Source organism: Clostridium sp. CM74B_53 (genome assembly GCF_036318045.1).
Classification (GTDB): domain Bacteria; phylum Bacillota; class Clostridia; order Lachnospirales; family Lachnospiraceae; genus Pilosibacter.
This window is the reverse complement of record NZ_JAWQDE010000001.1, coordinates 75,451-99,609: the sequence shown is the minus strand read 5'-3', so window position 1 is coordinate 99,609 and position 24,159 is coordinate 75,451. Positions and strand designations below refer to the sequence as shown.

Annotated in this window: 18 protein-coding genes; 14 read left to right on the top strand and 4 right to left on the bottom strand. The window is 50.3% G+C overall.

Annotated features, from left to right (window positions below; all coding sequences use genetic code 11):
* The first annotated feature begins 179 nt into the window (after positions 1-179).
* A complete protein-coding gene (locus V2546_RS00385; RefSeq protein WP_329751256.1) occupies positions 180-1,418 on the top strand; it encodes a TolC family protein in 1,239 nt (412 codons plus the stop codon).
* 12 nt (positions 1,419-1,430) lie between these two features.
* Positions 1,431-2,705 (top strand): TolC family protein, encoded by a 1,275-nt coding sequence (locus V2546_RS00380; RefSeq protein WP_118530962.1) that lies wholly within the window; start codon positions 1,431-1,433, stop codon positions 2,703-2,705.
* 28 nt (positions 2,706-2,733) lie between these two features.
* On the opposite strand, the gene spoIIR is transcribed toward V2546_RS00380, so the two are convergent.
* Positions 2,734-3,423: a stage II sporulation protein R gene (gene spoIIR / locus V2546_RS00375; protein ID WP_118530960.1), complete on the bottom strand. Its 690-nt coding sequence runs from the start codon at positions 3,421-3,423 to the stop codon at positions 2,734-2,736.
* A 261-nt stretch (positions 3,424-3,684) separates the two neighbouring features.
* Here spoIIR and V2546_RS00370 point away from each other — a divergent pair, with 261 nt between their 5' ends.
* From V2546_RS00370 to V2546_RS00360, 3 genes are all read left to right on the top strand, one after another.
* Positions 3,685-4,746 (top strand): D-alanine--D-alanine ligase family protein, encoded by a 1,062-nt coding sequence (locus tag V2546_RS00370; RefSeq protein WP_118530958.1) that lies wholly within the window; start codon positions 3,685-3,687, stop codon positions 4,744-4,746.
* Positions 4,747-4,845: 99 nt separating this feature from the next.
* Positions 4,846-5,298, top strand: coding sequence for a YwiB family protein (locus tag V2546_RS00365; RefSeq protein ID WP_182426782.1), 453 nt, complete (start codon positions 4,846-4,848; stop codon positions 5,296-5,298).
* A 263-nt stretch (positions 5,299-5,561) separates the two neighbouring features.
* Positions 5,562-6,503, top strand: coding sequence for an AEC family transporter (locus tag V2546_RS00360; protein WP_118530954.1), 942 nt, complete (start codon positions 5,562-5,564; stop codon positions 6,501-6,503).
* Between the two features lie 194 nt (positions 6,504-6,697).
* Here the strand turns inward: V2546_RS00360 and V2546_RS00355 are convergent, their stop codons facing one another.
* Positions 6,698-7,159: a hypothetical protein gene (locus V2546_RS00355; RefSeq protein WP_118297187.1), complete on the bottom strand. Its 462-nt coding sequence runs from the start codon at positions 7,157-7,159 to the stop codon at positions 6,698-6,700.
* A 438-nt stretch (positions 7,160-7,597) separates the two neighbouring features.
* On the opposite strand from V2546_RS00355, the gene V2546_RS00350 reads away from it, so the two are divergent.
* On the top strand, positions 7,598-9,046 hold the full coding sequence (locus V2546_RS00350) for a M20 family metallopeptidase (RefSeq protein WP_142412479.1): 1,449 nt from the start codon (positions 7,598-7,600) through the stop codon (positions 9,044-9,046).
* Positions 9,047-9,166: 120 nt separating this feature from the next.
* Here the strand turns inward: V2546_RS00350 and V2546_RS00345 are convergent, their stop codons facing one another.
* Positions 9,167-10,288 carry a DUF362 domain-containing protein gene (locus tag V2546_RS00345; RefSeq protein ID WP_021904522.1) on the bottom strand — a complete coding sequence of 374 codons (1,122 nt, stop codon included), beginning with the start codon at positions 10,286-10,288 and terminating at the stop codon, positions 9,167-9,169.
* A 310-nt stretch (positions 10,289-10,598) separates the two neighbouring features.
* Between V2546_RS00345 and V2546_RS00340 the strand changes: the two genes are divergently transcribed.
* The 6 genes from V2546_RS00340 (at position 10,599) to V2546_RS00315 (ending at position 19,593) form a co-directional block, all read left to right on the top strand.
* Positions 10,599-12,260: a hypothetical protein gene (locus V2546_RS00340; RefSeq protein WP_329751255.1), complete on the top strand. Its 1,662-nt coding sequence runs from the start codon at positions 10,599-10,601 to the stop codon at positions 12,258-12,260.
* Positions 12,261-12,494: 234 nt separating this feature from the next.
* The gene (locus tag V2546_RS00335) at positions 12,495-13,832 is read left to right on the top strand and encodes a dicarboxylate/amino acid:cation symporter (RefSeq protein ID WP_118530948.1); all 1,338 of its coding nucleotides are present in this window, start codon (positions 12,495-12,497) and stop codon (positions 13,830-13,832) included.
* Positions 13,833-14,119: 287 nt separating this feature from the next.
* Positions 14,120-15,817 (top strand): LytS/YhcK type 5TM receptor domain-containing protein, encoded by a 1,698-nt coding sequence (locus V2546_RS00330; RefSeq protein WP_329751254.1) that lies wholly within the window; start codon positions 14,120-14,122, stop codon positions 15,815-15,817.
* 207 nt (positions 15,818-16,024) lie between these two features.
* A complete protein-coding gene (locus V2546_RS00325; protein ID WP_329751253.1) occupies positions 16,025-16,840 on the top strand; it encodes a LytTR family DNA-binding domain-containing protein in 816 nt (271 codons plus the stop codon).
* A 166-nt stretch (positions 16,841-17,006) separates the two neighbouring features.
* Entirely contained in the window at positions 17,007-18,443 is a 1,437-nt protein-coding gene (locus tag V2546_RS00320) for a carbon starvation CstA family protein (RefSeq protein ID WP_329751252.1), read from the top strand.
* A gap of 139 nt (positions 18,444-18,582) precedes the next feature.
* Entirely contained in the window at positions 18,583-19,593 is a 1,011-nt protein-coding gene (locus tag V2546_RS00315; protein WP_329751251.1) for an ATPase P, read from the top strand.
* Between the two features lie 259 nt (positions 19,594-19,852).
* Here the strand turns inward: V2546_RS00315 and V2546_RS00310 are convergent, their stop codons facing one another.
* The gene (locus V2546_RS00310) at positions 19,853-21,037 is read right to left on the bottom strand and encodes an iron-containing alcohol dehydrogenase (RefSeq protein WP_329751250.1); all 1,185 of its coding nucleotides are present in this window, start codon (positions 21,035-21,037) and stop codon (positions 19,853-19,855) included.
* Between the two features lie 223 nt (positions 21,038-21,260).
* Here V2546_RS00310 and V2546_RS00305 point away from each other — a divergent pair, with 223 nt between their 5' ends.
* Both V2546_RS00305 and V2546_RS00300 read left to right on the top strand, forming a co-directional pair.
* The gene (locus V2546_RS00305; RefSeq protein WP_215705053.1) at positions 21,261-22,367 is read left to right on the top strand and encodes an extracellular solute-binding protein; all 1,107 of its coding nucleotides are present in this window, start codon (positions 21,261-21,263) and stop codon (positions 22,365-22,367) included.
* On the top strand, positions 22,351-24,153 hold the full coding sequence (locus V2546_RS00300) for an iron ABC transporter permease (RefSeq protein ID WP_329751249.1): 1,803 nt from the start codon (positions 22,351-22,353) through the stop codon (positions 24,151-24,153). The genes V2546_RS00305 and V2546_RS00300 overlap by 17 nt, the downstream gene beginning before the upstream one ends.
* The last annotated feature ends 6 nt before the right edge of the window (positions 24,154-24,159 follow it).

Here is a 24,159-nt window from a genome sequence, read left to right as displayed (position 1 = left end):
GCCCGGTCGGGAGGCGGTCAGCCGGAATGCGGAATGCTCTGCGGGGCTTCCTGCTTTTGGAGGCGGCAGTCAGGGGATAAAAATTGCCACCGGATTGCCGTATTTGGAAAGAAAATGTAAGAGAAACGTTATTGCGTTTCTGCGATGAAATCGTTATGCTCATAGACGGAGGGAAACCTATGAGACGAAATAAATGGAAAAAAGCAGGTCTGATCATGCTCTCAGCCGTTTTTGTGGGAAGTCTTTCCATAGCGGCAGCGGATACCGGAATACCTGCGTTAGCTGCGACGAAGGACGTCGCGGTCACAGAATATGACGAAGCAGCGCTTGAAAAGTTTAAGGACAACACGCTGGAATACTGGGAACTCCCCGGACTCATTGAGCGCTACAATACCGATTATCAGAACCAGCTGCAGAAGTATTATTACAATCCGGGCGGATCCACGGGTCTTACGAAGGATCAGATGTCAGCGATGGCGGCGGATCTGCGCGCGGAGGCGGATGAAATGGAACGGGATGCGAATGATGTTCAGTATGACGAGACAGTATCCCGCGACGTGTATAAAGGATATAAAGCAAATATGCATGCTCTGCGGGCATATGCGCAGCAGCTGGAGGATGCCGCAAAGGGAAAGGGAGCCGGTGGTTCCTCTGCACTCCGCGGACTCCGCATCACGAGAAATGAGAAGACAAAGACCGCGAGGGAAGCAATGCGGACCTATGAGACCTTAAAGGACCAGTATGAGATCGCCCTTTTAAATCAGGAGATCGCAAAGCAGAATTACGAGGCGGCGTTAAAGAAAAAGGATCTTGGAATGATGTCGAAGGAGGATGTTCTGACCGTGGAGGACGCACTGAATTCCGCGAACGGAAGTGCTCTTCAGGCAGCGTCCGGCCTCAATACCCAGAAACAGACGCTGATCACAATGTTGGGCTGGGATTACAACGCTGATCCGGAGATCGCGAAGGTTCCGGAGCCGGATCTTTCCGTGATCGCGTCCTTTGATCCGAAGAAGGATGAGGCGAAGGCCATCGAGATGAACTACACTCTGTATGATACAAGGATGACGAGTTCCAAATCGGCGGGCGGAGCAGTCACGAAGGCAAGAAATATCAAGGATCAGGAAGATTCCGTCCGTTCTTCTCTGGATCTTATGTATAAGGACCTGAAACAGAAACAGAAAGCCTATGAGGCATCGGAAACGCTCTATGAGGCGGCAAAGGCCGATAAAGCGGCTGCTGACCGGAAGAATGAGCTGGGGATGTTGAGCCGTCAGGAATACCTTCAGGCAGAGTCTGCATGGCTTTCCAGTGAAGCATCCCACACGGCGGCGAAGCTGGACCTCACAGGAGCGATCGAAAATTATCAGTGGGCGCTTGAGGGACTTCTCGATATCGTTTCCTCATCACAGAGCTAAAGGAGAAGCAGAATGAAAAGAAATTTGACAGGACGTGTGATCCCGGCGGCACTTGCGCTTGCGCTTGCGGCAGCGCCTGTGACTTCGTTTGCAAAGACAAAGGCGGTCGAGGCGACCGGAGTCGCGGATGAGAATGGATTTGTATCCCAGCCGGGAAATGAGTACGATGACGCGACGATGAAGAAGCTCGCGGATAATGTGCTGGAATATGACGAGATCGGGAAGCTTGTTGAGGTGTACAGCCCGACGTTTAAGACGTTGAAGGAGACCTATTCCGACAAAAAGGATGCATCCAAGGATGTCGCAAAATTGAAATCCCAGTTATCAGATAAATCGGCATCGATCCTGGATGCCGCGGATCAGATGAACGGGATGACAGACCAGATGAAGGACCTGATCGGCATGCTCCCGACGGCTCCGACGACATATGCCCAGTTAGTCTACAATTCCGAGCTTCTGGACTATCAGGCGGAGCAGGTACTTTTAATGGGTGACAGTCTGACCCAGATCTCCCCGGAGCAGATGCATATCAAGGTGATCGATGCGAACCGTGCAGCGCTGGAGGCCGGCGCCCAGAGTGCCATGATCGGTTATAAGCAGCTGCTGCTTAATGAGGAGAGTTTAGAGAGTGGTCTTACGCTTCTTAACGCAGTGTATCAGTCTACCCAGAATCAGGCGGCCAACGGCCTTGCGACCCAGAGTCAGGTTCTTTCCGCGAGACAGCAGTTGGAGTCTACTCAGGCGACAAAGCTGACATTGACAGCGAATGAGCAGAAGCTGCGCCAGACACTCTGCACGATGCTTGGCTGGAAGTACGACGCAGTGCCGGAGATCAGGGATGTTCCGGCGGCAGATCTTGCAAGGATCGACGGAATGAATCCGGAGAAAGATAAGCAGGCGGCACAGGACAATAACTTCACGATCCGCTACAATGTGCTGGATCTCGATAATAAGGACGCCGGGTCCGTCGAGTACCAGAATTTACAGCGCACGATCAAGCAGGAGAAGGAAGAAGTCTCCTCCTCCCTCGTAAATCTCTATAACGATGTTCTCCAGAAGAGGAACGAGATTCAGACCGCAAAGGCAGCTTACGAGCTGGAAAAGACGAAGATGGAGACTGCCGAGAGAAAATGGCAGTTAGGAACCATCGGACGCCTTGAGTATATGCAGCAGCAGAACTCCTTAAAGACAAAGGAGATCGCAGTGAAAACAGGTGATCTCGCGCTGTTTCAGGCGATGGAGACCTATGACTGGGCGGTAAAAGGAAATTTAAAGCTCAGCCAGTGATCCGGGAGCGGCCAAAGAAGGCCGTCCTTTATGAAAACAGTTCGGCGATCCGGAAACGGATCTTTACAGTGGGCAGGGAAACAGTTTCCTGCTCACTTTTTTTTACAGACGATTCCTCATCAGATGGCGAGCGTTGTGGTCCGGAGCGCAGCAACGCTTCATAATCGTTCTCCGGGATCAGGCTTTTCAACGTCTCCTTCGATCCTTCCGGCATTGATGCATGAATGCTGTCCGTGTAGCATAGGGATGGATACAGGACGCACCAGAAGTTGTGCCCGGCACCGTTTCCGATGGTCACCCGGACGGCTTCATACATTCCGGCGGGAAATGTCATGTCCCCATAGGTGCGCACCGGAAACCTGCAGGTCTCAATCCCCACACGTACACCGTAATCATACCCGAAGCTGTGGATAAAGTCTTCTGCGGCGGTTTTCAGTGTGGAAGATTCAGACAGGATATATGCTTTCAGATCCTCTTTTCCGGCAATCTGATCTGCGGCGGCATCGTCCCGGATCTTTTTCAGCAGAAGATCCTTTACGCAGAGCTTTAACGCCTGATCTTCAGCAGAGTCACTGTTCGCAAGAACATGGAACCGCAGGATCTTCGGGGCAATATCCGCCGCCAGTGCCTCATCCCTTGCCCGGATTCCGGACATGGCGAGGAGAAAACAGATGAAAAAACATAAAATGGAGAGGGAAAATTGGTTGGTTCGATTCATGACACGCCCTTCTTTTTACTTTTATAAACATATATTTTCTGAACAGAAAATTCCTACCCGTGAAAAGTAACGTGAATTTTTCCGCTTCAGAATTGCTTTTATTTCCTATTTGTAATTATTCCCAGTTGTGCTATAATCTAAACGATAACATGAGAAAACTGCCCGTCCAGTGCCTGTACATCTGAAAACACATTCGGGTGCACAGGCGCTGACCGGGACTTTTAGAAATTTATTAGAAAATCAGAGAGGAATCAAATCATCATGGAAAAGAAAAATATCGTTGTCCTGTTTGGCGGACAGTCATCAGAACATGTAGTATCCTGTATGTCTGTACAGAATGTGGCAGCAAACATCGATCAGGAGAAATATAACGTCATCCTTGTCGGAATCACAGAGGATGGTCACTGGTTAAAGGTAGATTCTTTAGCTCAGATCAAGGACGATACCTGGAGAGAGGCAAAGGCGGGCGCAGTCCTGTCCCCGGACGCAAAGGAGAAATGTCTCATTGTCACAGAAAACGGAAAATTCGAGAAAGTTCCGGTTGATGTTGTATTCCCGGTCCTTCACGGACTTTACGGGGAAGACGGAACGGTTCAGGGAATCCTGGAACTTGCGAAGATCCCGTATGTCGGCTGCGGCGTTCTCGCTTCCGCAGTCTCCATGGATAAGCTTTCCACAAAGCGCATGGTAAACGGACTCGGAATCTGCCAGGCGGCATATGTTCCGGTATTGAAGGAAGAGTTAAAGGATATAGATGCTGTTGTCGCAAAGATCGAGAAAGAGATCCCGTATCCGGTATTCGTAAAACCGTCAAATGCAGGTTCTTCCAGAGGCGTGACCCGCGCGGATAACAGGGAAGAGTTGATCGCAGGCTTAAAGGAAGCAGCAGCAAATGACCGCAGAATGCTTGTCGAGGAGATGATCGTCGGCCGTGAGATCGAGTGCGGCGTATTCGGTGACGGCGCTTCCACTAAGGCATCCGGAGTCGGTGAGATTCTGGCTGCGGCTGAGTTCTATGATTTTGATGCAAAGTATTACAATGCAGAGTCCAAGACGGTTGTTGATCCGGAACTTCCGAACGGAGCAACCGAGCGCGTCCGTGAGGCGGCGGTCAAGATCTTCAATGCGGTGGACGGCTACGGCTTATCCCGCGTGGATTTCTTTGTGAAGGCAGACGGAACGGTCGTATTCAATGAGATCAACACGCTTCCGGGCTTCACCGCCATCAGTATGTACCCGATGTTATGGGAGGCAAGAGGCGTAAATAAGAAGCAGCTGATCGATGATCTGATCAACCATGCTTTTAAGAGATACGAGAGATAAAACGACTGGATCATTCAGAAAGTCCAGATGTTATCAGTCACGCAGACGATTCCGGATCATGGTGAGATCTGCGAAAACAATATATCAGGGGAGTTTTATATGACAAAGGATATTCTTGTCCGTGTCCGGGGAACTCAGACGATCGGTGAGGAAGAGGACACGGTCGAGATGATCACTCCGGGGACGTATTATGAGAAGAACGGCAAGCAGTATTTCATCTACGATGAATCGCTTGACGAGACGGGGGAGCCGACCCACAATACGGTGAAGATCATGGAAAACCGGATCGAAGTGACAAAAAGGGGACTTGTGGACAGCCACATGATCTTTGAGCCGGGAAAACGGACGACGGCAAATTACCGGACTCCGATGGGACTGTTTCTGATGGGGATCACAACTTCGTTTCTCGAGATTGCGGAGGACGAGGAATCAATCCTTCTGAAGATCAAATATTCGATGGAGATGAACGGGCAGTACGCATTTGACTGCAGTACGGAGATCTTGGCATCTTCAAAAAAGGATGAGGTTCTGGGAATCGTGGTAAAAGACTAAGAACGTTATTTGTTACTTTTCACGGATAGGAATTTCCTGAAAAGAAGTTCTTTGCATATTGCGGTTTGCACAGCGGTCCGGTATTCTGGCATCGTGCCGGACCGGAAAGGAAATGGGGGTTGCAGCTATAGCGGATGGAACGGCGCGGAAGATGAGATCCGGGCTGTTCACACAAATAAATAAGAAAGGGCGCAGCTGACTAGCGATCTGTATGCTCGCAGATCCAACAGTACAGTCCGGCTGTGAGAGGATTCAAAAGAGGTATGGAGAGTTTTTTAGTCGCGGTCAACGCAGTCATCCCGTTTTTCTGTTATCTGGCTCTTGGATACACGATGAAGATCAAAGGTGTTGTATCGGAAGAATTTCTGCAGAAGCTGAACCAGATGGTTTTCCGGGTATTTTATCCGTTCATGACTTTCTACAATATCTATAAGGCGGATGCGGAATCTCTGCCGCGTCCGCTGCTGCTGATCTTTACAGGTGCCAGCATCCTGATCGTGGAGGCGATCCTGATCGTGATCGTTCCGAAGATCGTAAAGGAGAACCCGAGAAGAGGCGTTATCATTCAGGCAATCTTCCGAAGCAACTTCGTATTGTTCGGACTCCCGCTCACGATCGCAGTATTCGGAGACTCCGCGGCATCTATCGCCGCGATGATGGTAACCGTTGTCGTATCGATCTACAACACGACTTCCGTGTTTATTCTTGAGATGTTCAACGGAGAGGGAAAATCGGATATCAAAAAGACCCTGAAGGCGGTGGTGACAAACCCGTTGCTGCAGGGTGCGGTTGTCGGACTGATCTTCTTTTTCCTTGGGATCAAGCTTCCGGGAAGTCTTGTGACTCCGATCGCAGCATTTTCCAATATGACTTCCCCACTGGCGATCTATGTACTCGGCGGAACGCTGCAGTTCCGTGCGATCCGGAAGAACCTCAAGTACCTGGTTCCGACGCTTACCTGCAAGCTGTTTTTTCTTCCGGCGATCATTATTGCGATCGCATACGCATTTGGCCTTCGTGGTCTTGAGTTATTCCTTCTGATCGCAGTCTACGCGACACCGGTCGCTGCGGCTTCCTATCCGATGGCCCAGAACATGGGCGGAGACGGAGAACTCGCCGGACAGTTTGTCGTGATCAGTACGGCGGTGTCCATGTTTACATTATTCCTGTGGATCTTCTTTATGAAGTCGGTAGGACTGATCTAAGTAAATGATAAGATGTATGAAATACCCGATGAAACATGAGCTTTTTACGCTCGTGTCTCACCGGGTATTTTGCTGTCGGTATGTCTGAAAGGCAGGGGAAGGAAGAAGCCGGCAGATAGAAAAAGATCCGCCCATCGGATGGCTTGTCCAGCCATTCCGTGAGCGGATCTTTTGTTTCGTCTGTTCTTGTCGATTTAGTCTTTTTTGAAAATTCCTTTGATACGCTGACCGAGAGTTTTCTTTTTCGGAAGCGGGATCAGTCCTCCGCGCGGAACGGATTTGATCTCTGTGATATAGAGACCGCTGATCACAACTTTGACCTCAGTCTTTAACGGGAGCTGAAGGAAAACTTTCTCATCGGCGATCATGGTCATGATCTTTGTGCCGATCTTTGCTTTTACTACCGGAACCTTCATCCGCTTTGCATACCATGGAGTCTGCTCATAAACGATCGGCGGGAGTCCGGCTTCCTTTATTTTCAACTTTTTCTTGTCGATCGCCATCAGACTCACGGTCTGCTTAGCGGCATCGATCGCGCTCTGCTGTTCTACCTGGCGCTTTTCCATCTTACGTCCGAGGAAGTAAAGCACAGCGAGGACAACGACAAGGATCAGGAGAATGACAAGAATGACATTTGCTACGATACTCCAGTTCATGTGGATACCTCCAGTGTGTTCACGTTCGCCCTGTATCACAGGGCATTACCTGTAAATTATACCATCGCAGGTATAAAAGCGCAAGCAGTTTTCAAGAAGAGGATGTGCCAACAGTAAGAAGTCCCACCTGCAAAATTAAATTCCACCCCTCTTCGCGCAGTCAGAACAGAAAATATGTGCGGCAGGGAAAGCTGAGAAAACCAAAATAAATAGAGGGAAAATTTGCGAACATCTGAAATGATACATTTACTTTAGGCACAAAACATGAAAAAGGTTGCACATTGACGGATACGATAGTATAATTATTGATAACTGGTTGGGATTCATATAAAAATTCAGAACAACTCGAAAATTAAATTTTGAGAGCTGCCTGATCGGAAAATGAAAGGGCAGCGTGGACAACAGCCGGAAATCATGTACAAGAAAGGTGATATGGAGATGGGAAAACAGACAGCTTGGGAAGAAATTGATAAGAAATCCAGCGAGATCTTTACCGCCAGCGACGAGATCTGGGGCTGCGCGGAGACTGCCTTCACGGAAGAAAAGTCGATGAAGATCCTCTGCGATGTTCTGAAAGCAGAAGGTTTTACAGTTGAGACAGGTCTTGCGGACGTAAAGACAGCATTTAAGGGCACATTCGGTTCCGGAAAACCTGTGATCGGTATCTTAGGCGAGTTCGATGCCCTGTCCGGACTGGATCAGGAAGCGGGAGCTACCGAGAAGATCGTTGTGCATGATGGCGCCAGCGGACACGGCTGCGGACATAACATGCTCGGCACAGCGTCCCTCTCCGCGGCGATCGGAATCAAAAAGTATCTGGAAGAAAGCGGAAAACCGGGAACCGTGATCTATTTTGGCTGCCCGGGTGAGGAAGGCGGATCCGGAAAGGCATTTATGGCGAAAGGCGGAGTGTTCGCAAACCTTGACGCCGCGATCACATGGCATCCGGGAGATTTAACGCAGGCCGACACGGGAAGCTCCCTCGCAAACTATCAGGTAGCGTATAAATTCTATGGAAAGAGCGCCCACGCAGGCGGCGCACCGCATCTTGGACGAAGCGCCCTTGACGCGCTGGAGCTTATGAACATGGGTGTACAGTTCTTAAGAGAGCATGTGGTTCCGGAGGCGAGAATCCACTACGCGATCACAAATACCGGCGGATACTCCCCGAACGTTGTACAGCCGTATGCGGAGGTTCTGTATCTGATCCGTGCACCGAAGAACAGCCAGGTGGAGGAGATCTATCAGCGTGTCAACAAGATCGCTGAGGGTGCTGCCCATATGACAGAGACCCGTGTGGAAATCGATTTCGTAAAGGGCTGCTCGAACCTCATGAGCAACAAGGTGATCGCGAAGGAACTCTGGGACAATCTTGTGGAGCTTGGCGCTCCGGAGTACACGGAAGAGGAGATGAAGTTTGCCAAAGCCATCAGTGAGGGCGTTGGCGACAGCCGTTTTGAGTCCTTAGAGAAGATCGCAAAGAACTGCAAGGACAAAGCAGCTAAGGCGGAAGTCCTTTCTCATAAGGGCGAGAGCATGTACCGCTTTGTCGCTCCATTCAACCCGGACGGAATCATGTCCTTCGGTTCCACGGACGTTGGTGATGTGAGCTGGAACTGTCCGACTGCCCAAGCCTACGTTGCTACATGGGCGGCTGGAACACCGGGCCACTCCTGGCAGGTCGTTTCCCAGGGCAAGAGCGGACTGGCACACAAGGGACTGATCTACGCGGCAAAGGCAATGGCAGGCGCAGCGATCGATATGTATGAGGATCCGGAGATCATCGCGAAGGCGAAAGCGGAGATGGAGGAGGAGCTGGATGGCGACACCTATCACTGCCCGATCCCGGACGGCTGCAAGCCGAGAGCGATTGGAATGAAGATGTAAAAAATTGATTGATACGATTGAGCGTGAACGGAATGACGCGCTGCAATTGTACATAAAAAACGGGGAGAAGTTCCGTAAAATGGAACTTCTCCCCGCTTTTTATTTCAAGGAAGATTCTGATCAGATCCGTTTCAGCTCATACTGTCTTGTGCCGAGACCGATCTTTTCCGCCTGATCGAGAGTCGCCTGCCATTCGATATTCGGGTTGGAATCCTTGAAATGATCATGGTGGCAGTGCCATCCCGGCTGGGAGAGATGTTCTCCAAGCTGGCTATTGGCGATTGGAGCTGCCTTCAGACAGGCATCCGCGCAGGCCTGGTCCAGAGCCACCGGATCGAAGCTTGCGAACATTCCGATATCCGGAAGGATCGGGGCATCATTTTCACCGTGGCAGTCACAGTTCGGACTGATATCCTGCACAAGGGAAATATGGAAGCACGGGCGGTCATAACAGACAGCCTGCGCGTACTCTGCCATCTTGCGGTCTAAAAGCTCGTTGGCATTGTAGTTCGGGTTGTAGATAGCATCAAAGCTGCATGCACCGATACAGCGGCCGCAACCTTTGCACTTGTCATAATCGATGACGGCTTTCTTATTTACATATGTAATAGCATCGCTTCCGCACTCCTTCGCACAGCGTCTGCAGCCGCGGCAGAGCTTTTCACGGACGGACGGCTTTCCGCTTGCATGCTGCTGCATTTTTCCGGCACGGCTTCCGCAGCCCATACCGATGTTTTTGATGGCACCACCGAAACCGGTGGATTCATGACCTTTGAAATGGGTCAGGCTGATAAAGACGTCGGCGTCCATAACCGCGTGGCCGATGAAGGCCGTCTTGCAGTATTCTCCGTTCACGACCGGAACCTCCACCTCGTCGGTTCCTCGAAGACCGTCACCGATGATGATCTGGCAGCCGGTGGAGATCGGGTTGAAGCCATTGAGGTTTGCACAGTCTAAATGATCCAGAGCATTTTTTCTGCTGCCCGGATACAGGGTGTTGCAGTCGGTCAGAAACGGCATGCCGCCCTGTTCCTTACAGAGATCCGCAACGGCTTTCGCGTAGTTCGGACGAAGGAAGGCGAGATTTCCGAGCTCACCGAAATGCATTTTGATCGCGACAAATTTTCCGTCCATGTCAATGTTTTTGATTCCTGCAGCAACGCAGAGCTTTTTCAGCTTGTCCAACTGGCTGGTTCCAACCGAACACCGGAAATCGGTAAAATAAACCGTTGATTTTTCCATGCTTATAAAGTCCTCCTTTAATAAATACTTCGCAACGCTCCATTACCGTAAAGTCTGCGTTTTACTGCGGCGAGTACGGCCGGCGCGACCAGTGCGGTCAGCGCGCAGCCTGCTGAACCGTTACGATCTTTCTAATAAAAGTATCCCCGTAAGTCTTAAATTAGTCAAGGATAAATTTTGCGGAATTTTTTTAAGGATAAATTTTGCAGAAATTTTTACATTGTGGTATAGTAAACGGGAATCGGTGTGTGCCGATGCATACCAGAAACAAAAAAGGAAGCTGTGAAGAACAGTTATAAAAGGTGATCGTATGAACATAAGAAAACTGGCAAGACCAGCGGCAGCGCTTTTGGCCGCCGCAGCCCTGATGGCGGGGATCCCTGAACTTCGGATGGAAGCGCAGGCGGCGTTTCCGGAATACTTAAAATCCGTGACCTACTTCGGTGATGCCTGGCCTATCAACTACTGGGGGACAGAGGATGACAACATGGGGGTAAATTTTGCCCGCATCAAGGCGGACGGCTTCAACAGCATCATTCTCGTGATCCCGTGGAGAGAGTTTCAGCCGGGAGATATGGGAAATATGTACAATGAGGCTGCTTTCGCCAAACTCGATCAGGTCATGAAGTGTGCGGATGACCATGGACTTATGGTGACGCTGCGGATCGGTTACTGCTGGGATTACAGCGGTGACGCGTCCCTTCCGGAGCGATATGCCGGTGTGGTGCAGGACGGAAGCAGTGACAGGAAGCTATGGCTGGATTACTGTAAGACGATCTATGACCGGGTATCCGACTACGGGAACTTTCAGGGTGGATTTATTACCTGGGAGGACTTCTGGGACTATACGTCAAACATGGACCGGGATCTCACAAGAGCCCTCAGTATCCGTCTGGCATCCAGATGCGGATATCAGGATTACCTGAAGGCCCACTACTCCCTTGCGGAGGTCGGCGCGGTCTACGGAAAGACATTCCAGGATTATTCCGAGATCTGGATCCCGGAGAGAAAGCGCCCGGAGGCGAAGCTGTTTTTTGAGTTCTATGACAGCTTTTTAAATAAGCTCCTCTCCGAGAGTCAGGAAGTGTTCCCCGGACTATCCATGGAGGTCCGGTCCGACGGGGACCCGATCTACCAACTGGACGGAAGCTATACCTACTATTCCCATTCCGCCACGTATCCGTGTGCCGATGCCGAGTACTCCGCTCTTATGTACAGCGTGTCCCTCGGACAGCAGAACGTGGGAGACCATATTTCCGCGGAAACAGCGCTGGCATCCATGCAGAACAGCATGAACGGTCTGGTGGAAAAGAGCGGAAAGAAGTATTTTATGGAGCAGTTCCTCTATATGGATTCCACAGAGGCATTCTCCTACAATACCCAGATCGAGGAGTCCCAGGTGGCGGACTTTGTGAAGAATACCGCTCCGATCTTAAAAGATACTACCTGCGGCTACGGTCTCTGGGTATACCGGAATTATGTAAATGATTGTGTATACAATGGCCAGTTCGCTCTGGGACTGACAGGCTGGGATACCACCGGAAAGGTTGAGAAAACGGAACATGACGGATCAAAGGCAGTCACCCTGTCAAAAGACAGTGTACTCAGCCAGAATGTCTATGGACGTCTTGGAAAAAGGGATAAGATCTATGTAAAGTTCTGGGCGGCACCGAAGAACGGTGCAGCGAAGGTCACCTTCCAGATCGGTGACGCTAAAAAGCTGGTTCAGGTGACGAAAGCGGGAAATTATGAGTGTTCCATCCCGTGGCAGGAAAACTACAATCTCTCGATCACGACAGATCGCAGCGTGACACTGGACAATATTAAAATGTATTCCCACGAGCAGTATGGCAGGATCTATGACACGGACGGCAACGAGCAGGATCTCGCGGCGGCGTTCCGGGAGTTAAATGCGGCACTGGATCAGACACAGACTTCGGAGCCTGTTCCGGCAGCCGATTCCAGTAAATAAAATTTCTGTAAAAAAAACATAAAGAAATTTAAAATTCCTACTTGCGGAATTGCTCAGACTACGATATAATCTCCGGGATAGTTTGACAGGGATTGAGAAAAACCTGTCAGTGTCCCGGAGATTTTTATGCGGGTAATGAGTCAAAGCTTGTATCCGCATATCAGGAATGTTTTGGAGAGCCGCCCCAAAACTTATGTTTCCGGGTGTGTTGCGCGGTAAAAAAAGGAGGATTACATGGAGAAAAAGAAAAGTTCACTCGCTGTCAGAATGAGTATTTCCCTCGTCTGCGGTCTGGTAGCAGGTCTTCTGTTAATGTTCTTAAGAGAAAACCTCAACAGCACAGGCAAGGAAGCCGTATGGGCAACGATTAACAGCATCCTGTTCCAGGACATCACAGCGGCAGGCGCTGAAAAGGCACTCGGTATCTTCTATATTATCGGTCAGTTGTTTATCCGTTCTTTACAGCTTGTCATCGTACCGATGGTATTCACATCCATCACACTTGCGATCGGACAGATTTCCGATACAAGAACTCTCGGCAGAATTTCCGTAAAAACGATCGCAGGTTTCCTGATCTGCTCTTTCTTCGCATTACTTATGGCATGCGTAGTCGGAATCATGATCTACAATGCAGGTGTATTCAATATTCAGGTGGAGGGTCTTGAAGGTTCCGCCGGATCTACCGGTTCCAACCCGTTAAATGTGATCCTTAACATTGTTCCGTCCAATATCACAGCGGTATTCAGCACAAACACTTCCGTTCTCGCGATCGTGTTCTTAGCGGTTTCCCTCGGTCTCTGCATGAAGGCAGTCGGCGACGAGAAGAGCGCAACATTAAAGAAGCTCATCACAGAAGTAAACGATATCGTTGTTGTATTCTTAAACTACGTTGTTACAAAGTTCGGTCCGTTCGCAATTTTCGTTCTCCTTGCAAGAACATTCGCGACATACGGAATCAATCACTTAAAACCGGCTCTGGCATACGTTGTCGTAACCGTTATCCTGCTTCTCTTATTCCTCTTCGTAGGATACCCGATCTTTGTAGCAGTTACAACAAAGCAGAATCCGGTGAAGTTCGCAAAGAAGATCTTCCGTGTAGCAGTATTCGGATTCTCCACTTCCTCCAGTGCGGCTGCTCTTCCGCTTAACGTGAAGACGACCACAGAGGAGCTCGGTGTTGATGAGAAGATCGCTTCCTTCGTACTTCCGCTCGGTATGACCATCAACATGAACGGTACCGCGATCATGCAGGTCGTTGCGACTCTGTTCATCGCAGGCTGCGCAGGCTACAATGTAACCCTGTCCCAGCTCATTGTGATCGCTCTCTTAGCCCTGATCGCATCCGCCGGTACACCGGCAGCTCCGGGCGCAGGCGCGATCATCCTGTTCACGATCCTTTCCGGTCTTGGCTACATCAACGACGGTGCACTCTTAGCATACAGCCTGATCCTTGCGATCAACCGCCCGATCGAGATGTTAGTAACGGCGCTTAACGTTGTCGGCGACTCCGCAACTGCAATCTACGTTGCGAAATCCGAGGGAATGTTAAACGAGGATATCTACAATTCATAAGGAAAATATCGGCCTGGTTTACGGTCGGTGTGCAAAGCTCCGGAAGACCTGAGGGAAGAAGCCCAGGTCTTCCGGAGTTTTTTTATGTAACAGGAAATCCCGGGGAATTCCCTGTTACATAAAAAGGCACTGACGTGCCAAAGATGCGCACTCGCGCGAAGATGTAGACTGTCGCAAGCGACCACGCTTCACATTTTCTGAACAAATAAACAGAAAAATGTGATATGATAAAAACATGTGAAAGAGGCAGACAAGAACATTCAGTCTGCGGGGACAGGGGGAGCTTTATGACAGGAACCATGTTTTTCAACATGCTTTTAAATATCGGACTGCTGGTGCTTCTGGCAACGCTGCTCACCAATATGGCATCGGTGCGGAAGCTGTTCCGGGGAGAGAGCAGCACGATCATCCAGAAGATGGCGTTGGCAGTGATCTTCGGTGCCATCAGCATCGTGTCGACCTACACAGGGACAAAGACCGGCGGGGCCATCGTCAATACCCGCGTCATCGGCGTCCTGACAGCAGGGATCATGGGCGGACCGTTTGTTGGAATGATGACGGCACTCATCGCCGGAGCCCACCGGTTCCTGTTTGATATCGGCGGCTTTACAGCAGTCTCCTGCGCGGTCTCAACGCTGGTGGAAGGCGTGCTGGGAAGCCTGGTCTATAAAAAGTACAAGGCGGGGGAGATGGACAGCGTCGATCTGTTTTTCCTGACTGCCGAGGCGGAGATCCTGCAGATGGTGATCATTCTGATGATCTCGAAGCCTCTCGGTGCGGCCATGGAACTTGTGGGAAAGATTGCCGTTCCGATGATCGTCATGAATTCTGTGGGAATGGTGCTCTTTTTCAAGACCTTTGATATGGTGTATATGCGTGAGGACAGCCTGTTTGCGGAGCGGATGCGCCTTTCCATGGGAATCGCGGACAAGAGTCTCGTCTATCTGAGAAAAGGTTTCGGAAAGCGGGAAAATATGGAAGCCGTGACCGATATCATTTTCGGTGAGATTCCATGTCAGGCGGTGATCATCACGGATGAAAAGGAAGTTCTGGCGGTGAGTTCCCTGATCGATGACAGCCGTTTCCGCCGGGAAAAGTTTCTGGAACATCTGACAGGACCGGCAAAAGGAATGAAAGCAGAATGTATCTGGGAGGAAGATCTCGATGAGGAGATACGGCCGCTGTTTCACTCCCTCGTGACGGTGACAGTTCCGGTCATGACCGGAGATGAGAAGATCGGAAGTCTGTCCATTGTCGTGAAAAAGAGACGCCGTGTGGAACGAAGCATCGGGGATTTTCTGGAGGAACTTGCGAAGATGTTTTCCACACAGTTAGGGGTCTACAATGTAGAATATCAGAAGAAATTGCGGAAAAAAGCGGAGTTTAAGGCGCTGCAGTCTCAGGTAAACCCGCATTTTCTCTACAACGCGCTGAATACGATCTCCTGCATCTGTGATGAGGATGCGGGAAAGGCCAGTGACCTGATCTTAACGTTAGCGTCCTACTACCGTCAGACTCTGGAGAACGACCAGTACATGCTGGATATCGATACGGAGATCAACCATGTCCGGACGTATCTGGAGATCGAGAAGGCGAGATTTGAGGAGAAGCTCCGGGTGGAGATCAACGTGGAAGACGGTCTCTCCTGTCAGGTCCCGTCCTTTATCCTGCAGCCCATCGTGGAGAATGCTGTCCGGTATGGAAACAGTGCGGACGGGGTGCGCAGAGTGGAGATTTCAGCAAAACGGGTGCAAAGCGGGCCCGGGGAGGAGCTGGTGAGGATCGGAGTCAGGGATCATGGAAAAGGTTTTGAACCGGAAGAGGCAGAGAGGATCCTGACCGGAAACAAGACCGGCAGCGTTGGATTAAAAAATGTGAATGAACGTTTGAAGAGTACATACGGAAAGCGTTATGGGCTGGAGATCCGGAATACGGATGACGGGGCGGATGTTTCGTTCTGCATTCCGTATCAGGCAGAGAGCTGACAGGAAAATACTGTGACCGGACGTAACTATTCAGTACCTTCATAGTTACGTGCAAAAATCCATTCCAGATCAGCTTCGCTGATGGGATTTTTGCCTTCCAGCCTATGTTTTCTTACGGTCAGCGCAGCAAGTGCGCAGACCTACTGAACAGTTACGACCGGACTATTTTATAAATTGGGGAAACTATGAGAGACAGGGGGAGATGTTTTGAAGATCGCAGTGATCGATGATGAGAGACCGGCAAGAAAAATGCTGATCCGCAGGGTGAAGGAAGTGCGTCCGGACTGTGAGATCACGGAAGCGGAGAGCGGAGCGGACGCCTTAAAGATGTTTAATGAGGCGGATTCGTTTGATCTGATCTTTGTGGATATGGACCTCGGGGACATGGAGGGGACGACGCTGGCGGCCACGGCAAAAAGACTGTTTCCCAAGGCGAAGATCGTCTTTGCTACCGCCTATTCCCAGTATGCCGCGAAAGCATACGAGATGGAGATCGATGATTATATTTTAAAACCGTTCGATCCGGAGCGGGTGCACCATGTTGTGAAAAAATGCATTGGGGAAGGAAAATGTGATCCTGCGGGGAAAATGGAGGAGCAGGAGGAAAAAACGGAACCGGCAGCAGCAGAAAAACAGGGGGCAGAGCAGGAAAACGCAGGTGTGGAAGAGAGACGCGAAGCAATGGTATTCGGCAAGATCCCTGTGACGGCCAGCCACGGAATCCTGTTTCTGGAGATCGCCCAGATCGTGTATGCGGAGACCGACGGACACGGGTGTGTGGTCCATACCACATCGAGATCCTATGAGGTCAATCAGCTTTTGGGAGAACTTGAGAAAAAGCTGGCGGACTTCGGATTCTTCCGGATCCATAAGAGCTATCTTATAAATCTGCCATTTATTTCGGAACTTTTCGCAGGCAGCGGAAACGGACTTTCCGTACATATGAAGGGGTATGAGAGCCGGGAACTCCCGGTGGGAAGAGAAAAACTGAAAACATTAAAACAGTTGTTGAAGATCAGCTGACAGAAAGAGAAGCTGCGGCACTCCGTTCATGATGAAAGGAGTGCCGTTTGTGCAGATAACCATGCTGTTCATGCAGGCCACCTTTAAATATTGTGCAAAATATACTATAATGCATTTGCTTGAAGAAAAAGAAATAAGCATAATGTATATTCAAGGAGGGATTTGTATGATTAGTTTTCTCGTCTGTCTGGCACTTTTGATCGGAGGTTACTTTGTCTACGGCAACCTCGTAAATAACATTTTCAGTCCGGATGACAGAGAGACACCGGCAGTCAGAATCAACGATGGTGTCGACTACGTAGTCATGCCCCAATGGAAACTCTTTCTGATCCAGCTTCTTAATATCGCTGGTCTGGGCCCGATCTTCGGAGCCATGCAGGGTGCATTGTGGGGACCGATCGTATTCCTGTGGATCACCTTCGGTACGATCTTTGCCGGCGGTGTTCATGACTTCTTCTCCGGCATGATGTCCGAGAGAAATGATGGTGCTTCGATCTCAGAGGTATGCGGAATCTACCTCGGCGGCCTGATGCAGAACGTGATGCGTGTATTCAGTGTTGTACTTCTTGTCATGGTCGGTACTGTTTTCGCAGTTGGTCCGGCCGGTCTGATCGTAACTCTGTTCAGCAATGGCGGAGCACAGGGTCTGGCCGTAAACAAAGAGATGTGGCTCTGGATCATTCTGGCTTACTACTTTATCGCGACCTTTATTTCTATCGACAAGATCATTGGTAAGGTCTATCCGATCTTTGGTATCTGCCTGATCATCATGGCACTCGGTGTTGCTTTTGGTATCTTCACAAAACCGGAATATGTGATCCCGGAAATCTGGAGCAATTTCAGAAACATGCATCCGAGCGGAACACCGGTATGGAGCTTCATGTTCATCACCGTTGCCTGCGGCGCGATCTCCGGTTTCCACGCAACACAGTCACCTCTTATGGCGCGTTGTATGAAATCTGAGAAACAGGGTCATTTCGTATTCTACGGCGCAATGGTATGTGAAGGTATTATCGCCCTGATCTGGGCAGCAGCAGGATGCTCTCTCTACGAAGTGACAGGTGGTTTAAACACAGGTCTCGCAGAGATCATGAAGAACGGTCAGTCCGCAGCCATCTATGATGTCTGCCAGAAGACCATGGGCGGTGTCGGCATTGCTCTTGCTATGTTAGGTGTTATCGCCTGCCCGATCACTTCCGGTGATACAGCATTCAGAAGCGCACGTTTAACACTTGCTGACTGGTTCAAGGTTGACCAGAAGAACTGGAAGAACCGTCTGATTCTCTGCGTACCGTTACTTGGAATCGGCGCTATCGTTGGACATATGGATTACAGCATCGTATGGAGATACTTCAGCTGGACAAACCAGACACTGGCTATGATCGTTCTCTGGACAGCAAGCATGTACCTCTACAAGGCAAAGAAGAACTACTGGCTCACAGCAGTTCCGGCAACCTTCATGAGCGCTGTTTCCATGACATATTTCTTCTGCGCAAAAGAGTGCTTAAACCTCGGTACTGCAGTTGCGTACCCGGTAGGTATCGTACTTGCGGTCGTATTCCTTGGAATCTTCATCCGCGCAACGAAGAAACAGACAGCATAATGTAAGATTATAATGACACGAAAGACAGGCTGCAAAGCTGGGAGTGTCTGACTGCAGATGATGCAGAAAGTATAAGCTGCCCCGGTGAAAGGCTGAGGGCAGCTTATACTGGTTATTCAGTATTTGGGAGGCGAGAGTTATGTTCTTAAAACCGGCAAAACTTGGAGAAAAAGAGATTCCGGAGAGTATTCTTTCAGAGGACAAAAAGCACTGTAAGAAGATCGGTCCCTGCGGAATCGGAAAAGAGGCATTATACCTCAACAGCTTTTATCTGGAGCGGCGCTTCTACATCCCGGTATCTTCCGTCTCCCGTGTCTTTAAGCGCGTGGCGATGAGCAAAGGCGGATTTACCGGAAAAGGCCTGTTTGCCACCATGCCGTATCTGGTGGTTGTCTATGAGGACGGTAAGGAAAAGCAGTGCAACTTTAAATATGAGGATCAGGTGGACGCGTTCGTGGCATCCGTGAAGGAACGGTTCCCGCAGATAAAGACCGTGAGTGAAGCGGCAGAAAAGCGCCTTGCGGAAGCTGAGAAAAAGCAGGCGGAGAAACGTCTCATTCCTCTCTCAGAGCAGGCGAAGGAGACGGTAAATGTTCTGGAGCAGGCAAAGGCAGCTCTCACGAAACGGTTGTCCCTGTTCACAGAGCTCACCAACGCGGCAAAGAAAAAGAGAACGTATGAGAAGACAAAGCCGTTTTACAAATGGCTCGCTTTATTCATGGTAGTCATGGGGGCGGCGGCGCTTGCATATGGCGTATTCTCCTTTATGAATCACGATGCGTTTGCTGTATACTTTGTCCTCTTTGGAATGGCGGCGATCTTTCTGTTCTCCGGAGCGAATGTCATGCCGACGAGTACGAATAACCGGAAAGCCATTGAAAAACGTCTTGCAGCGGCGGAAGAAGCCGTTACGGGCTATGTGGACAGCCTTCATCTTGGACTTCCGGTTCCGGCCTGTTACCTTCATCCGGTGACTGTAGAGCGGATGCAGCGTGCTGTCCGTGAGGGGCGCGCCGAGTCTGTGGAGGACGCGTTTGACGTTGTAAAAAATGATCTGAAAAAGACCAACGCGGATGTATCCGTCACTCAGGAGGAATTCGATGAGATCATGGCGATCAAGCCGGTCTTTCTGGTCAGAGATTACGTGTAGATGAAAAAATTGACTGCCGTATCAGTAGGCTTATGCTGGACGGCAGTCTTATTTTATGTAATAGGAAATTCCGAGGAATTCCAAAGATGCGCACTCACGCGAAGATGTAGATTGTCGCAAGCGACCGCGCGAGGCGCGAGAATGTGCCAAGGCACATTTTTTTATAAAAAACAAGGATTCATGGTATTATATAAAAACCGGGATGCTGCGCAGATAGGCGGCATCCCGGTTTTCTTCATGCGATTTTGATAGATTTCTGCTATTTTCCTGCAGCCATCTGATAGATCTTAAGCATATCTTCCGCTTCCAGCTTCTTCGCGGATCCCTTCGGGCCGCCTGCAGCGATTCTCGCGTTTTTTGCCATAGTCTCAAGCTGTTCTTCTGTCGGGGCGATGCCGAGTTCCTTTAAGCTTGTCGGCATGTTGATCGCGCGGTAGAAATCTTCCATGGCCTCGATGCCCCTTAAACCCGTCTCCATATCATCTTTTCCAGGTTCAACACCCATGACATTCACTGCGAATTTCGCAAAACGCGGAGTGCAGCTGTCGATCACATATCTTGCCCAGCTGCCCCAGATCGCCGCAAGGCCCGCACCGTGGGCAACGTCGAACATTCCGCCGATCTCATGCTCTAAGAGGTGGGAGGCAAAGTCTCCGCCGTCGTTTCCGCAGCCGGTGAGGCCGTTGTGGGAGAGACTTCCGGACCACATCACCTCGGCTCTCGCGTCATAGTTGTCTGGATCGTCCACAAGGATCTTCGCGTTCGTGATCACGGTGCGCATAAGACCTTCCGCAATGGCATCGGTGATCTCCATATTTCCGCCGTTTGTGAAATAGCGCTCCATGGTATGCATCAGAATATCGGTGCAGCCGCAGGCTGTCTGGTACGGTGGGAGAGTCATTGTGATCTCCGGGTTCATGACAGCGAATACAGGGCGGGAGATATCATTGTTGTAGCCGCGTTTTTCCAGTGTTTCATCGTTTGTGATAACAGAGCTGTTGCTCATCTCACTTCCGGAAGCCGCGATGGTCAGAACAACGCCGATCGGAAGGCATGCGGATGCCTGACGGGTGTGCTCATAGAAATCCCAGACATCACCGTCGTTCGCGAGACCGTAACCGATGGCTTTCGCGGAGTCGATGACACTGCCGCCGCCTACCGCAAGGAGAAAATCAACGCCCTCCTTTCGGCAGAGCTCGATCCCCTTGCGGACTAAGGAAAGACGTGGGTTTGGGACAACACCGCCAAGCTCCACATAGGTGACTCCGGACGCGTCCAGGGACTCTTTGATCCGTCCGAGAAGACCGGAGCGGATCACGCTGCCGCTTCCGTAGTGGAGCAGGACTTTTTTACAGTTGACATTTTTTACAAGCTTTCCGATCCGGTATTCGGTTTCTTTTCCGAATACGACGCGGGTCGGGGTATAGAAATTAAAATTAAACATAAGACACCCTCCTGATAGATCAAGTATACTAAGGATCGCAGTGATCTGCAAGAAATACCTTTGGAACTTTCCGGATTTTCGGAAGCTTACCTGACACAGATTTTACACAGACTTTAGGTGATGACGGCACCAGATTTTACAGAGGACGCATAGGATAAAGACAGAAACTGACAGACAGGCATAAAAGAAAAAGGCAGAGACGATCTGCAGGAGGAAACACATTATGAAAAAAATAAGACTGACAGCACTTACCATGGCGGGACTGATGGCGGCGGCATCCATGACCGGCTGCGGTGCGAAAACAGCGGAGACCACAGCGGCTTCGGAGACAACGACAGCAGCAGGGACGATGGCGGCAGAGACAACAACTGTGGCGGAGACGGCTGGGAAGGTGTCCCAGACCAAACCGCTTGTAGTATATTTAAACGACTTCGATGATATTATCCCGGAGATGTTTAAAAAGGCGACCGGATATGACGTGGAAGTCGTAGCAGGAAACGGTGCGGAGACACTTGCAAGGATCGAGACGGAGGGCGACAACCCACAGTGGGATATCGTATGGCTGGATTCCATGCCAAGTATCAACTCTCTCGGAAAGAAGGGAATGCTTCTCACGGACTGGGAACCATCTAATGCGGGAAACCTCACCGATTTCTTTAAGGAGGTCGTTCCGGCGGACAAGGCATACTATCCGACCGGGGCACACGCGGCAGGCGTGATCGCGTACAGGAATGATGTTTTCACAGAAGAAACAGCTCCGAAGACCTGGGAAGACTTCGCAAAACCGGAATATAAAGATAAGATCGGAATCGCAGATCCGAGCGTAGCGGCTCCGGCATATCCCTTCGTGTCATACTTCTTCAACTCGAAGGGAATGGACAGCGGAAAAGAGTACTTCGGCTCATTATTCGAAAATGGCTTAAAGGTCTACCCAAAGAACCCGCAGGTGGTTCAGGCGCTTGCCAGCGGTGAGATCGCGGTGGCAGGACTTCAGGAGAGCAACGCATACGGCATGATCGCTTCCGGAGAGCCGATCAGCATCATCTGGCCGGAAGAAGGCGCACCGGCATCTGTACGTGTGGCAGCGATCAGCGCGAAGACGGATCAGCCGGAGGTTGCGAAGAAATTCATCGAATTCCTTTTACAGCCGGAGACACAGCAGCAGCTGGTGGATGCGGGAGATGAAGGATATTTTGAACCGTCCGTTGCAGGCGTAAACGAAAAAGAAGATCGCGAGAAAGATGGAAAGCTTGTCTATGCAGAGGCATCCTGGGCATCTGAACACGAAGCAGAGATCAAGGAGTGGTTTGCAGATGAGTCCGCGAAATAGTGGTAAATTAAGAAGCGCGGCACATAGAGGACAGGCAGAAGGGGCGATCGGCTGGATCGTCCTTTCCGTGCTTGCAGTTTTAATTATCTTGCCGCTGGGGGCCGTTCTTTTACAGATCGTAAGTCCCGGATTTCTTGGAAATACGGAAAAAGCAGATGGAATGAGCCTGCTCTTTGAGGTCTTTGAAAAACCGCTCTGGTATAAGGCGCTCGGAAATTCCATGTCTCTTGGCATTTGGACGACATTTTTCGGTACGGTGTTTGGGGCGTTTCTTGCAAATTTCCGGGTAAAATGGGAGTTTAAGACAGCAAAGCTTTTAGACATCGCGGCGTGGATCCTGATGATCATGCCGTCCTTCATCATTGCCCAGGGCTGGGTCTATTTCGCTTCCGGAAACGGGATCGCGAGGTCCTGGCTTCACTGGAACAACATAAACAGTCTGGTATTCAGCTTTCCGGGGCTGGTGTTTATCATGGTACTCAACAAGTTCCCCTTTGCTTATGTGACGATCAAGGCGGCCCTGGAGTGGAAACCGGAACGGCTGTCTCTGGCAGCAAGAATGAATGGGGCATCTCCGTGGGAAGAGTGGAAGACTGTGCAGGCACCTTTATGCATTCCGGCCTATTGTTCCGCGGCGATCTTGATCTTTATGGATACGATCGGTGATTTCGGACTTCCGGCAGCAATCTCCGGAGTATATCGCTTCCCGACATTGCCATACGCGATCTACACGGCACTTTACAGTTCCCCGATCCGCCTGGATATGGCAGGCGTGTTATCCTTCTATCTGGTACTGATCATCATCGCAGCCATGATCGTCCAGTACAGGATCATTGGTAAAAAACGGTATGATTTCTTTGATACGGGAACCGTGAAGGCGGTGCCGGTCCGCCCTGCATTTGGAGTCGGGATCATCCTCGATTTCTTAGGGGCATTTCTGGCATTTATCACACTGTTCGTGCCGCTTGGTTCCACAGTGGTCATGTCCTTCTCCGACTCGATCTCCGTTGCAAATTTCAGTTTCACGTTAAAGAATTATGAGAAGGTCATCGTAGACAGCAAAGAGCTCTTAAATGGTCTGGAACACTCCTTGATGATTGCCTTTGCGGCAGCCATCATTGGGCTGGTTCTCGGATTTTTTGTTTCCTATGTGCTGAACTATTCAGACTTCGTTTTAAAGCGCGTGATCGATGTGCTGTCCCTGGTTGCGTTAGCAGTGCCGGGAGTCGTTTTAGGTATCGGCTATATCTTTGTATGGAACCAGCGATGGATCGAATCCGTGGGGGTTAAGATGTACGGAACGCCCAGGATCATTGTCCTTGCCAGCGTTGCGGCGGCGATTCCGGTCATCACGAGAGTTCTGACCGGCGGTATGGCAAAGATCCCGAGACCGATCCTGTTTGCGGCCCGGCTTTCCGGCGCCGGTCTTATCACGCGGATTCGGACGATTCTCTGGCCGCTCTTAAAAGCAACCGTTTTGTCCGCATTTTTATCCGCATTTGGCGGAAGCGTGTTTAACCTTGCGATCAATACGATCCTCTATCCGCCGAACTATCAGACACTGCCGGTCTACATCAGCAAAGGAGTGGAAAATCTGAAATTCGGATATTCTGCGGCGGCAACGGTGTTTGGCGGCGGAATCGTGGTTCTTCTCATTTTACTGATGGAGCTTTTACCGCTTTATTCTCAGCTGTTCCAGAGAAGAAGAGCAGCTGGATCTGTGGTGAAGCTCTTCCGGGGGCAGAAAGAAAATAAGCGGGTAACGATGAAGGTACAGAATAGTTAGACGATC